Raw genomic sequence first — 12,060 nt, 5'->3', positions numbered from 1 at the left:
GCTCGCCCGCCGCACCGCCGGGCGCACCGGGGCGGGGGGGGGGCCGCTTGTCGTACGCGGCCGCCGCCCGGGCGCGCCGAGTGGCACTTCCCACAGTTCGTGGCAGCCGCGAATCGGCACCGATATTCTCGTCGGCGTAACGTCCGGTACCCGCGTAGCGCGGGACTGGAACGCCACTTTCGAGAGGACAAGGGTGACCTCGGACAAGGCTGTCTGCGGGACCGACCCTGCGCCTGCACGGTTGACGGTGGGAATCGTCTCGGCGGGACGCGTCGGGTCCGCGTTGGGTGCGGCACTGGAGCGTGCCGGTCATGTGGTGTTCGGCGTATCCGGTATCTCGGACGCCTCGGTGCATCGTGCCCGGACCCGGCTGCCGGATTCGGAGATTCTGCCGGCCGAGGAGGTGGCGCGTCGCGCCGAACTGCTGCTGCTGGCCGTACCGGACAGTGAGCTGGCCGGTCTGGTTTCGGGGTTGGCGACGGCGGACGCGGTGCGGCCCGGCACCATCGTGGCGCACACCTCGGGCGCGAACGGTATCGGCGTGCTGGCCCCCTTGACCGCACGCGGCGCGCTACCGCTGGCCATTCACCCGGCCATGACGTTCACCGGGCATGACGAGGATGTGTCCCGGCTCGGCAACGCCTGCTTCGGCATCACCGCCGCGGACGATATCGGCTATGCCATCGCCCAGTCGCTGGTTATCGAGATGGGCGGCGAACCGGTGCGGGTCGCCGAGGAGCATCGCACGCTGTACCACGCGGCCCTGGCCCATGGCAGCAATCACCTGGTTACGTTGATTCTGGACGCGGTGGAGGCGTTGCGCGCCGCGCTCGCCGGTCCCGGCCTGCTGGGCCAGCAGCTCGTAGACGACCAGCCGGGCGGCCTGGCCGAACGCGTGCTGGCCCCGCTGGCCTCGGCCGCACTCGACAATGCCCTGCGCCGCGGGCCGTCCGCGCTGACCGGTCCGGTGGCTCGCGGCGATGTGGACGCCGTGGCCGCGCATCTGAACGCACTCGAGTCCACCGACGCGGAGCTGGCCGCGGGCTACCGCGCGCTCTCGCTGCGCACCGCCCAGCGTGCCCGCACCAATCCGGCGCTGGTCGAACTGCTGGCATCCCCGAGCGGTCGGCGCGATGCCGCCGAGGGCTCCGACCAGGCGAAGGAAGGCAACTGATGGATCCCACGCTGCGTGGCACCTACAAGCGCGGTGAACTCACCGTGCTGCACGATCCGGCGATCATGAGCAAGGTCTCCCATGCGCTGCGCCAGGTGGGCCGCCGGGTCGCGCTGGTGCCGACCATGGGGGCACTGCACGAGGGTCATCTGGAACTGGTGCGTCGCGCCAAGCGCACCAACCAGGCCATCATCGTCTCGATCTTCGTGAATCCCTTGCAGTTCGGGGCGAACGAGGATCTGGACAAGTATCCGCGCACCCTCGACGCCGATGTGGAGCTGTTGCGCGCGGAGGGCGTCGAGCTGGTCTTCGCGCCCAGCGCCGACGACATGTACCCCGAGGGCCCGCGCACCACCGTGCACCCCGGCCCGCTCGGCGACGAACTCGAGGGCGCGGTCCGTCCCGGCCATTTCGCGGGCGTCCTCACCGTGGTCGCCAAGCTGTTCGACATCACCGACCCGCACGAGGCGTTCTTCGGCGAGAAGGACTACCAGCAGCTGACACTGATCCGCCAGATGGTGCGCGATCTGAACATGGGCCTGAAGATCGTGCCGGTCGCCACCGTCCGCGAGCACGACGGCCTCGCGCTGTCCTCACGCAACCGCTACCTCGATCCGGAGCAGCGTGAGCTGGCCACGGTACTCTCGGCCGCCCTGGCCGCGGGCCGCCACGCCGCGGGCCTGGGCGCGGACAAGGTCCTCGAGGCCGCCCGCATGGTGCTGGCCGAGGCTCCGGCCATCGAACTCGACTACCTGGAGCTGCGCGGCTCCGATCTCGGCCCGGTTCGCGCGGAGGGCAATGCCCGCCTGCTGATCGCCGCCCGGATCGGCAGCACCCGGCTCATCGACAATATGCCTGTCACCCTCGGCATTCCGCTCGACGGCCACCCGACCACCCCCGACCAGCCTGCCCAGGCATCACTTTAGGAAGGGCGACGACGATGTTGCGCACCATGATGAAGTCGAAGATCCACCGCGCCACGGTGACTCACGCCGATCTGCACTACGTCGGTTCGGTGACGGTCGATCAGGATCTGCTCGACGCCGCCGATCTGCTCGAGGGTGAGCAGGTCTGCATTGTCGACATCACCAACGGCGCTCGCCTCGAGACCTATGTGATCGCGGGTGAGCGCGGTTCCGGCGTCATCGGAATCAACGGGGCCGCAGCGCATCTCGTGCAGCCCGGCGATCTGGTTATCCTCATCGCCTACGGCATGATGGACGAGCGGGAGCTGAAGAGCTACGAACCCCGCGTGGTGTTCGTGGACGACCGCAACCGGCAGGTGGAGCTGGGTTCGGATCCGGCGCACGCGCCGGAGGGCTCCGGCCTGACCTCGCCGCGCTCGCTGTCGTTCGCCTGACCTCGGGTGCGGTCATGCTGCTGACCATCGACGTCCGCAACACCTCGATCGAGCTGGGCCTGTTCTCCGGCGGCGGTGACCATTCGAAACTGGTGCGGCACTGGCGGATGCACACCAATCCGCTGTTCACCGCGGACGAGTTCGCATTGCAGGTGCGCGGTCTGATCGGCGCGGATGCCGAACAGGTGACCGGTGTTTCGGCATTGTCGACGGTGCCTCCGGTATTGCGGGAACTGCGCGAGATGCTGTCCCGCTACTGGGGTCACGTTTCCCACGTCGTCGTGGAACCCGGTGTGCGAACGGGAATTCCGCTGCTCGTCGACAATCCGAAAGAGGTCGGCGCGGACCGCATCGTGAATTGCCTTGCCGCGTATCACCGTTTCTCGTCCCCGGCGATCGTGGTGGATTTCGGCACCGCCATCTGCGTGGACCTGGTTTCCGCCAAGGGGGAATTCCTGGGCGGCATCATCGCCCCGGGGGTGGAAATCTCCACCGAGGCGCTGGTGGAGCGCAGTGCCCTGCGGCGTGCGGAACTGGCGCGCCCGCGGTCGGTGGTGGGCAAGAACAGTATGGAGTGCATGCAGTCGGGCGCGATTTTCGGTTTCGCGGGCCTGGTGGACGGGCTGATCGACCGTATTCGCGATGAGTTCGACGCGTTCGCCGGTGACGACGTGGCCGTGGTGGCCACGGGCGCTTCCGCGCCGCTCATCGTGCCGGAATCGGAGACCATCGAACACCATGAACCGCATCTGACCCTGGCGGGGCTGCGGCTGGTGTACGAACGCAACCAGCAACGCCGCCGATAACGGACCGATCGGCCGGAACGTGACGCAGTCGTCTCCCCGGCCGTCTGTTGCTTCGCGGGAATCCACTGTTAGACTCTCGCTCGTGTATTTCCGTGTGAGCACCCAGGAGTGTTGTCGAGGCTGATTCGCCTCGGCTGTCGTCGAGGCTTCCGATAGCCCCTCGACCAACCACACATTCCTGGAGTTTCGCTCATGCGTTCCTCTGCACTTTCCCTGTCGAATTCCGCCGTGCGCACCCGCACCGAGGCCCTGCTGCCCGAGGTGACCGAGCGCGCCACCGCCTCCGCCCTGCCGACTCGCCTGCGACCCGCCGACCTGCTGCGCCTGACCGACGAGGGCGCCGAGGACGTGCTGGCGGGCCGCTACGACCACCTGCTGCCGGAGAACGGCCTGTGGCCCACGGAGAACCGCTGGGCGGTGCGGCTGCTCGCCGACGACGAGGTGGATGTCTGGCTCATCAGCTGGGTGGCCGAGAAATCCACCCGGCTGCACGACCACGCCGGTTCGCTGGGCGCGCTGACGGTGCTCTCCGGCGCGCTCGCGGAGTTCCGGTGGAACGGCTCCGATCTGCGCCGCCGCATCCTCACCGCCGGTGATCAGGCATCCTTCCCGCTCGGCTGGGTGCACGACGTGGTGCGTGCCGACGATGCCGAGGCGGGCGACGTCGGCCCGCTGAACCCCACGCTCAGCGTGCACGCCTACTCCCCACCGCTGTCGGCCATGTCCTATTACGACGTCACCGGCCACGGCACCCTCAAACGCACCCACACCGTCCTCACCGACCAGCCCGAAGGTGAACTGGAATGAGCCACTTGACTATCGACGGCATGCTCGAGCAGGCGCGCGGTCGTCTGCGGCGTGTCTACGCCTTCGAACTGCCGCAGGCGGTCGGGCGGGGTGCGATCCTCGTCGACATTCGCCCCCAGGCGCAGCGCATCAAGGAGGGCACCATTCCGGGGGCCCTGGTCATCGAGCGCAATGTGCTGGAGTGGCGGCTCGACCCGGCCAGTTCCGCGCGGCTGGCGCTGGCCACCGACCACGACGTGGAATGGATCGTCGTCTGCTCGGAGGGCTACACCTCGAGCCTCGCCGCTGCCTCGCTGCAGCAGCTGGGATTGCATCGCGCCACCGATCTGGTGGGCGGATATCAGGCACTGAAAGCGGCCGGACTGCTCACCGTGGCGGCGGCCGCGCCGCACTTCCAGCGCGAGGTCGCCACCCTCGCGTGGCTCTAATTCGATATCCGCGATCGTAGGCCGATCGTGGCCGTATCGTTATGCCCGGCGAACGGTCGGGCGGGGAGAAAAACGATTTCCGCCGCACGATAGGGTGGTGCTCCGTGAGCACCCCCAATCCCTCTTCTTCCGGTACCGCCGACTCGGCCGCCTCCGGGCAGGCCAAGGCCGCCGCCGCGCGTGCGGCCGTGGAACACGATGTTCCCGAGCAGATGCGGATTCGCCAGGAGAAGCGGGAGCGTCTGCTCGCCGAGGGGCGGGAGGCGTACCCGGTGGTGGTCGAGCGCACGCACTCGCTCGCCGAAATTCGTACCGCTTACCCGGATCTCGCGCCGGACACCCAGACCGGCCTCATGGTCGGGATTGTCGGCCGCGTCATATTCATGCGCAATACCGGCAAACTGTGCTTCGCCACGCTCCAGGAGGGCGACGGCACCAAACTGCAAGCCATGATCAGCCTGAACGGGGTCGGCGCGGAATCCCTCGCCGCCTGGAAGGCCGATGTGGATCTCGGTGACTTCGTTTCCGTGCACGGCGAGGTGATCGCTTCGCGCAGTGGCGAATTGAGCGTGATGGCCGATTCCTGGGCGATGGCGGCCAAGGCCCTGCGCCCGCTTCCGGTGGCGCACAAGGAGATGAACGAGGAGTCGCGCGTCCGCCAGCGCTACGTGGACCTGATCGTGCGCCCGGAGGCGCGCGAGATGGCCCGTACCCGCGTGGCCGCGGTGCGCGCCCTGCGCAATGCCCTGGAGCGCCGGGGCTTCCTCGAGGTCGAGACCCCGATGCTGCAGACGCTGCACGGCGGTGCGGCGGCGCGACCGTTCGTCACCCACTCGAACTCCCTCGACATGGACCTCTACCTGCGCATCGCGCCGGAGCTGTTCCTGAAGCGCTGCGTGGTCGGCGGCCTGGAGAAGGTCTTCGAGATCAACCGCAACTTCCGCAACGAGGGTGCGGACTCCACCCATTCGCCGGAGTTCGCAATGCTGGAAACCTACGAGGCGTACGGCACCTACGACGATTCCGCGACGATGATGCGGGAATTGATCCAGGAGGTTGCGCAGGAGGTCTACGGCACCCAGGTGGTAACCCTTGCCGATGGCACGGAATACGACCTGTCGGGCGAGTGGACGACCGTCGAGATGTACCCGTCGCTGTCGGAGTCGATCGGTGTCGAGGTGACTCCGGAAACGACCGTCGAGGAATTGCTGGCCCTGGCTGATCGGGTCGGTCTGGAAATTCCCGAGGGTAAGGGGTACGGCCACGGCAAACTGGTCGAGGAACTGTGGGAGCACGTCTACGGGGACAAGCTCTATGCGCCGACTTTCGTGCGCGACTTCCCGGTGGAGACCTCTCCGTTGACACGTCAGCATCGCAGCAAACGCGGGGTTACCGAAAAGTGGGATCTGTACGTCCGCGGCTTCGAGCTCGCAACCGGCTATTCCGAACTCGTTGATCCGGTGATCCAGCGGGAGCGGTTCGTCGATCAAGCGCGTTTGGCCGCCGCCGGTGATGACGAGGCGATGCGGCTGGACGAGGACTTCCTGGCCGCGATGGAGCACGGTATGCCGCCTACGACCGGAACCGGTATGGGAATCGATCGGTTGCTCATGGCGCTGACTGGCTTGGGAATCCGAGAAACGATACTCTTTCCAATTGTGCGTCCGTCGGCTCGCTGAGTGCGCCGGATTGCATTGCCGATACCCACTTCGGGAGTATCGGAATTCAGCGGTATTCTGACTTCGGGTAATCGGCCTGGTTTGCAGGGTCGCACGATTTCGAGAGGACGTTCATCTCATGGCAAAGAAGGTCACCGTTAGCCTGATCGACGATGTCGACGGTGAGTCCATCGCGGACGAGACCATCGAGTTCGCTATCGATGGGGTGTCGTACGAGATCGACCTGTCGTCGGATAATGCGGCCAAGCTGCGTGACGGTTTGGAGACCTGGGTGGCCGCCGCCCGCAAGGTGAGCGGTCGCCGTCGCACCAAGGCCGCCGCGGGTGCCACCGCGGGACCGAAGAGCCGGGTTTCCCCCGATCGTGAACAAAGTGCGGCGATTCGGGAATGGGCGCGTCGGAATGGGCACAAGGTGTCGGCTCGCGGACGTATCTCCGCGGACATCACCGAGGCTTACAACAAGGCCGCCGCGAAGTAGTTGTATTAGCGACCGTCGCTCGGGTGTTTGTGCGAGCCCGGGCGGCGGTAGTTTTATTCATACGCTTTACGCATAACCGGTCATGGGTGCTGGCTGCCCATCTCGGAAGCACGATCTTGCTCGGGCCGACTCCGCACGGCACCATTGACTGTGTGCGAACGACGTCACTGGCTGGGTGGAGAGACGAGGTAACGGCGCAGTGACCGCATTCCAGGGCTCATTCCTGCGGGTCAAGGATCACCAGGGCCATCAGCACGAGCTGATGCTGGCCCCGGATCGCCCCCGCGTCACCATCGGGCGCTCGCCGCAGGCCGACCTCGCCCTCTCCTGGGACGTCGAGGTCTCCCGCCTGCACGCCACCGTCGAATACCTGGGCGCGCACTGGACCATCGTCGACGACGGGCTTTCCCGCAACGGCACATTCGTCAACGGCGACCGGCTGGTGGGCCGCCACCGCCTCGCGCCCGGTGACGTCATCCGGATGGGTACCACGCGGGTCACCTTCCACGACTTCACCGGGGCCTCCGGCGACATCACCCAGACCTCCACGGGCTCGCTGCCCACGCTGCGCTCGCTCACCGAGACCCAGCGTGCGGTCCTGGTCGCGCTGTGCCGCCCGTACAAGAACAATGCGGGCTTCGCGACCCCGGCCTCGAATCAGCAGATCGCCGCGGAGCTGTTCCTCAGCGTGGACGCTATCAAGACGCACCTGCGCGCGCTGTTCGCCAAGTTCGGCGTGGAGGATCTGCCGCAGAACCAGAAGCGCGTCCGCCTCGCGGGACTGGCCATGCAGAGCGGCGTCATCTCCGACCGGGATCTGTAGCGCTCGAACCGAGTGGACTCCCGCGGATGTCGGTGAGAGTTTCGGCCATGGTCAATCGCGGCCGAACCGGCTTGACTAGCAGGCGAAGCAACCGGATTCCTCGGAACCCGCCCAGTCAGGAGAGTTTTCATGTTCGCCCTTCGCATTGCCGCTCTGGTGGCGGCGACCCTGTCCACCGGCCTGATCGCGGGGCTGTTCTACGCGTACGCCAACTCGGTCATGCTGGCGCTGGGCCGCAGCGACGACCGCACCATGGTCGACGTGATGCAGAAGGTCAACGTGGTCATCATCAATCCGTGGTTCATGATCGCGTTCATGGGCACGGTCGGCTTCACGACGCTGGCCGCGGCCCTGCATCTGGGCAAGGACTTCCGGACCGTGCTGCTGTGGATCGCGATCGCCCTGGTGCTCAATGTGATCGCCTTCGGCGTGACCGCGGGCGGCAACGTCCCGCTCAACAACCAGCTGGCGGCGGCCGGTGATCCGGCGGGCATCGCCGATCTGGCGGCGGTCCGGGCGCAGTTCGAATCCGCCTGGGTCCGTTGGAATATCGTGCGCGCGGTGCTGCACACCCTGGCCTTCCTGGTGCTGCTGGGCGCGTTGTTCGTGGCGGGGCAGCAGCACGGCGAGGCCGAGGCGACGCCGTCGAGCGCCGGAACTGTCTCATACACGCCGCGGCAGGTCGGCTAGTTTCTCGCCGTTTCCGCCGTGATCTAGAACGTGTTCCGGTTACATTTCCCGGAACACGTTCTAGTTTTGGAGGGGATATGCGCCGCACCCTGTTCCGGCGCTCGCCGGGAACACTGCTGATCATGGCCGTGCTGGCCGCGCTGTGGACCGCCGCGAGCACACCCGCCCGGGCCGAGTACCCGGTGGTCTACAACTTCTTCGCGGGCATCCCCAATGAACTCGCCGTTCCCGGCGGCGCGCTACCCGGTTCCAACGACTGGAACTGCGAACCCACTGCGGCGCACCCGAACCCGGTGGTGCTGCTGCACGGCACCGCGGGCGGCGCGCAGACCAACTGGGGCGCGTACGTCCCGCTGCTGGCCAACGAGGGCTACTGCGTCTACGCGCTGACCTACGGCAGCCTGGACGTGCCGTGGCCGCTGTCGGCCATGGGCGGGATGCGCCCGCTGCCGGAGAGCGCCGCGCAGGTGGGTGCCTTCGTGGACCGCGTGCTCGCCGCCACCGGCGCCGCGCGGGTCGACGTCGTCGCGCACTCGCAGGGCAATATCGTCGGCAACTACTACGTCAAGCGGCTCGGCGGCGCGGGCAAGGTGGACAAGTTCGTCGGGATCGCACCGCCGTGGCGGGGGCTGTTCGGCGATCAGATGCGGGTCATCCGGGCTTTCGGCCGCGAACTGGGCGTGGACGCCGACAGCGTCGACAAGATGGCCGCCATGGGCCTGGTGTGCCAGGCGTGCCCGCAGATGCTGGGCGGTTCGACGTTCCTGGACGCGCTCAACGCCGATGGCGTGTACCACCCTTCGGTCACCTACACCAATATCGCGACCTCCTACGACGAGGGCGTGTTCCCCTCGGTCGCCCTCGTGCCCGGTCCGAACGCCACGAACATCCTGGTGCAGGACGGCTGTCCCACCGACTTCTCCGATCACATGGCGATAGCCGGAAGTTCGCGCACCGCCGCCTTCGCGCTGAACGCGCTCGATCCGACGCAGCTCCGTAACGTTCCATGCGGTTTGATCCCCCCGCTGACGGGCAGTTAGTTCGTATGTTCGCTCTGGGCGTAGCCGGGCCGGAAACGAACCCGGGTACCACCCCGTTATGAGGGAATGAGTCGTACTGTCGCCGGTTCGCAATAGGGTGGACGGACGACGGGCGGAACCCCTGGCCACTAGAGTGGAGGCCAGGGGGATGCAACCCCAGGGCTTCATGGCAGGCTGGCCTTCAGTCGAACACTGAAGCGCCGGACGCCGTAGATAGCGGAGCAGGAGAGTGAGGGAGCGATGTTCGAGAGGTTCACCGACCGCGCGAGGCGTGTCGTTGTCCTGGCCCAAGAAGAGGCCCGGATGCTCAACCACAACTACATCGGCACCGAGCACATCCTGCTGGGTCTGATCCACGAAGGCGAGGGTGTCGCGGCGAAGTCCCTGGAGTCGCTGGGCATTTCGCTCGAGGGTGTGCGCAGTCAGGTCGAGGAGATCATCGGTCAGGGCCAGCAGGCCCCGTCCGGTCACATCCCCTTCACCCCGCGTGCCAAGAAGGTGCTGGAGCTGTCGCTGCGCGAGGCGCTGCAGCTCGGCCACAACTACATCGGCACCGAGCACATTCTGCTCGGCCTGATCCGCGAGGGTGAGGGCGTCGCGGCGCAGGTGCTGGTCAAGCTGGGCGCGGACCTCAACCGGGTGCGCCAGCAGGTCATCCAGCTGCTGTCCGGGTACCAGGGCAAGGAGCCGGTGGAGTCCGGCACCCGCGGTGAGGCGGGCACCCCGTCCACCTCGCTGGTGCTCGACCAGTTCGGCCGCAACCTGACCCAGGCCGCCCTCGAGGGCAAGTTGGACCCGGTCATCGGCCGCTCGAAGGAAATCGAGCGCGTCATGCAGGTGCTCAGCCGCCGTACCAAGAACAACCCGGTCCTGATCGGTGAGCCAGGCGTCGGCAAGACCGCCGTCGTGGAGGGCCTCGCCCAGGCCATCGTCAACGGCGAGGTGCCGGAGACGCTGAAGGACAAGCAGCTCTACACCCTCGACCTGGGATCCCTGGTCGCGGGCAGCCGCTACCGCGGTGATTTCGAGGAGCGCCTGAAGAAGGTGCTCAAGGAGATCAACACCCGCGGCGACATCATCCTGTTCATCGACGAGCTGCACACCCTGGTGGGTGCGGGCGCGGCCGAGGGCGCCATCGACGCGGCCTCCATCCTCAAGCCCAAGCTGGCCCGCGGTGAACTCCAGACCATCGGCGCGACCACCCTCGACGAGTACCGCAAGTACATCGAGAAGGACGCCGCGCTGGAGCGCCGCTTCCAGCCGGTGCAGGTGGGCGAGCCGACCGTCGAGCACACCATCAACATCCTCAAGGGTCTGCGCGACCGCTACGAGGCGCACCACCGGGTGTCCATCACCGACGGCGCGCTGGTGGCCGCGGCCACCCTGGCGGACCGCTACATCAATGACCGGTTCCTGCCGGACAAGGCCATCGACCTCATCGACGAGGCCGGTGCGCGCATGCGCATCCGCCGCATGACCGCGCCGCCGGACCTGCGCGAATTCGACGACAAGATCGCCGACGCCCGCCGCGAGAAGGAAAGCGCCATCGACGCGCAGGACTTCGAGAAGGCCGCGCGCCTGCGCGACAAGGAGAAGCAGCTCGTCGCCAAGCGCGGTGAGCGCGAGAAGCAGTGGCGCTCCGGCGATCTGGACGTCGTCGCCGAGGTCGACGACGAGCAGATCGCGGAGGTGCTGGCCAACTGGACCGGTATCCCGGTGTTCAAGCTCACCGAGGAGGAGACCACCCGTCTGCTCCGCATGGAGGACGAGCTGCACAAGCGGATCATCGGCCAGGAGGATGCGGTCAAGGCCGTCTCCAAGGCCATCCGCCGCACCCGCGCCGGTCTGAAGGATCCCAAGCGTCCCTCGGGCTCGTTCATCTTCGCCGGTCCGTCCGGTGTCGGTAAGACCGAGCTGTCCAAGGCGCTCGCCAACTTCCTGTTCGGCGACGACGACGCGCTCATCCAGATCGACATGGGCGAGTTCCACGACCGCTTCACCGCCTCGCGCCTGTTCGGTGCCCCTCCGGGCTACGTCGGGTACGAGGAGGGCGGCCAGCTCACCGAGAAGGTGCGCCGCAAGCCGTTCTCGGTCGTGCTCTTCGACGAGATCGAGAAGGCCCACCAGGAGATCTACAACACCCTGTTGCAGGTGCTCGAGGACGGCCGTCTCACCGACGGCCAGGGCCGCACGGTCGACTTCAAGAACACGGTGCTGATCTTCACCTCGAACCTCGGCACGCAGGACATCTCCAAGGCGGTCGGCCTCGGCTTCGCGCAGAGCAACTCCGAGGGCTCGAACTACGAGCGGATGAAGCTCAAGGTCAACGACGAGCTGAAGAAGCACTTCCGTCCCGAGTTCCTCAACCGCATCGACGACGTGATCGTCTTCCACCAGCTCACCCAGGATCAGATCATCGAGATGGTGGACCTGATGATCAGCCGCGTCGCCACGCAGCTGAAGAACAAGGACATGGCGATCGAGCTCAGCGACAAGGCCAAGAGCCTGCTCGCCAAGCGCGGTTTCGATCCGGTGCTCGGTGCGCGTCCGCTGCGTCGCACCATTCAGCGCGAGATCGAGGACCAGCTGTCGGAGAAGATCCTCTTCGGCGAGCTGGGCGCGGGCCAGACCGTGCAGGTCGACGTCGAGAACTGGGACGGCGAAGGCCAGGGCGAGGACGCCAAGTTCACCTTCACCGGCAAGATGAAGCTGACCAAGAAGGACTCCGCCGAGGAGAAGCCGGTCGTCGCCCTCGCGGGCGAGCCGTCGGCCGCT

Annotated in this window: 12 protein-coding genes; all 12 read left to right on the top strand. The window is 66.9% G+C overall.

Translation table 11 applies throughout. The features are described from left to right. Positions 1-193: 193 nt before the first annotated feature. Positions 194-1,174: a DUF2520 domain-containing protein gene (locus QK444_RS22075; RefSeq protein WP_282783242.1), complete on the top strand. Its 981-nt coding sequence runs from the start codon at positions 194-196 to the stop codon at positions 1,172-1,174. Beyond that, the gene (panC, locus tag QK444_RS22070; RefSeq protein ID WP_282783240.1) at positions 1,174-2,100 is read left to right on the top strand and encodes a pantoate--beta-alanine ligase; all 927 of its coding nucleotides are present in this window, start codon (positions 1,174-1,176) and stop codon (positions 2,098-2,100) included. The genes QK444_RS22075 and panC overlap by 1 nt, the downstream gene beginning before the upstream one ends. Positions 2,101-2,114: 14 nt before the next feature. Continuing rightward, positions 2,115-2,534 (top strand): aspartate 1-decarboxylase, encoded by a 420-nt coding sequence (panD, locus tag QK444_RS22065; protein ID WP_282783238.1) that lies wholly within the window; start codon positions 2,115-2,117, stop codon positions 2,532-2,534. A 14-nt stretch (positions 2,535-2,548) separates the two neighbouring features. Next, a complete protein-coding gene (locus QK444_RS22060) occupies positions 2,549-3,340 on the top strand; it encodes a type III pantothenate kinase (protein WP_029925204.1) in 792 nt (263 codons plus the stop codon). Between the two features lie 192 nt (positions 3,341-3,532). Then, positions 3,533-4,147, top strand: coding sequence for a cysteine dioxygenase (locus QK444_RS22055; protein ID WP_051036733.1), 615 nt, complete (start codon positions 3,533-3,535; stop codon positions 4,145-4,147). Further along, positions 4,144-4,575: a rhodanese-like domain-containing protein gene (locus QK444_RS22050; protein ID WP_029925207.1), complete on the top strand. Its 432-nt coding sequence runs from the start codon at positions 4,144-4,146 to the stop codon at positions 4,573-4,575. Before QK444_RS22055 ends, QK444_RS22050 begins: the two co-directional genes overlap by 4 nt. Positions 4,576-4,787: 212 nt before the next feature. Beyond that, entirely contained in the window at positions 4,788-6,254 is a 1,467-nt protein-coding gene (gene lysS / locus QK444_RS22045) for a lysine--tRNA ligase (RefSeq protein ID WP_282783244.1), read from the top strand. Positions 6,255-6,372: 118 nt separating this feature from the next. Continuing rightward, positions 6,373-6,732 carry an Lsr2 family protein gene (locus tag QK444_RS22040; RefSeq protein ID WP_282783233.1) on the top strand — a complete coding sequence of 120 codons (360 nt, stop codon included), beginning with the start codon at positions 6,373-6,375 and terminating at the stop codon, positions 6,730-6,732. A 199-nt stretch (positions 6,733-6,931) separates the two neighbouring features. After that, positions 6,932-7,555: an FHA domain-containing protein gene (locus QK444_RS22035; protein ID WP_051036735.1), complete on the top strand. Its 624-nt coding sequence runs from the start codon at positions 6,932-6,934 to the stop codon at positions 7,553-7,555. A 129-nt stretch (positions 7,556-7,684) separates the two neighbouring features. Then, entirely contained in the window at positions 7,685-8,245 is a 561-nt protein-coding gene (locus QK444_RS22030; RefSeq protein WP_282783229.1) for an anthrone oxygenase family protein, read from the top strand. 77 nt (positions 8,246-8,322) lie between these two features. Further along, complete coding sequence (locus QK444_RS22025; protein WP_282783227.1) at positions 8,323-9,285, top strand: alpha/beta fold hydrolase; 963 nt, start codon at positions 8,323-8,325, stop codon at positions 9,283-9,285. A gap of 240 nt (positions 9,286-9,525) precedes the next feature. After that, on the top strand, positions 9,526-12,060 hold a 2,535-nt coding region (locus QK444_RS22020; RefSeq protein ID WP_282783225.1), incomplete at its 3' end, for an ATP-dependent Clp protease ATP-binding subunit.

Source organism: Nocardia sp. CC201C (genome assembly GCF_030010695.1).
GTDB classification, from domain to species: domain Bacteria; phylum Actinomycetota; class Actinomycetes; order Mycobacteriales; family Mycobacteriaceae; genus Nocardia; species Nocardia otitidiscaviarum.
The sequence above is the reverse complement of the archived record's forward strand: the minus strand, read 5'-3'. Positions and strand labels throughout refer to the sequence as shown.

What these genes read in the sequence shown, in the direction of transcription:
- QK444_RS22060 (WP_029925204.1), top strand. Translation starts at nt 2,549, where the DNA reads ATGCTGCTGACCATCGACGTCCGCAACACCTCGATCGAGCTGGGCCTG.
- QK444_RS22030 (WP_282783229.1), top strand. Translation starts at nt 7,685, where the DNA reads ATGTTCGCCCTTCGCATTGCCGCTCTGGTGGCGGCGACCCTGTCCACC.
- QK444_RS22025 (WP_282783227.1), top strand. Translation starts at nt 8,323, where the DNA reads ATGCGCCGCACCCTGTTCCGGCGCTCGCCGGGAACACTGCTGATCATG.
- QK444_RS22055 (WP_051036733.1), top strand. Translation starts at nt 3,533, where the DNA reads ATGCGTTCCTCTGCACTTTCCCTGTCGAATTCCGCCGTGCGCACCCGC.
- lysS (WP_282783244.1), top strand. Translation starts at nt 4,788, where the DNA reads ATGCGGATTCGCCAGGAGAAGCGGGAGCGTCTGCTCGCCGAGGGGCGG.
- panC (WP_282783240.1), top strand. Translation starts at nt 1,174, where the DNA reads ATGGATCCCACGCTGCGTGGCACCTACAAGCGCGGTGAACTCACCGTG.
- QK444_RS22040 (WP_282783233.1), top strand. Translation starts at nt 6,373, where the DNA reads ATGGCAAAGAAGGTCACCGTTAGCCTGATCGACGATGTCGACGGTGAG.
- panD (WP_282783238.1), top strand. Translation starts at nt 2,115, where the DNA reads ATGTTGCGCACCATGATGAAGTCGAAGATCCACCGCGCCACGGTGACT.
- QK444_RS22050 (WP_029925207.1), top strand. Translation starts at nt 4,144, where the DNA reads ATGAGCCACTTGACTATCGACGGCATGCTCGAGCAGGCGCGCGGTCGT.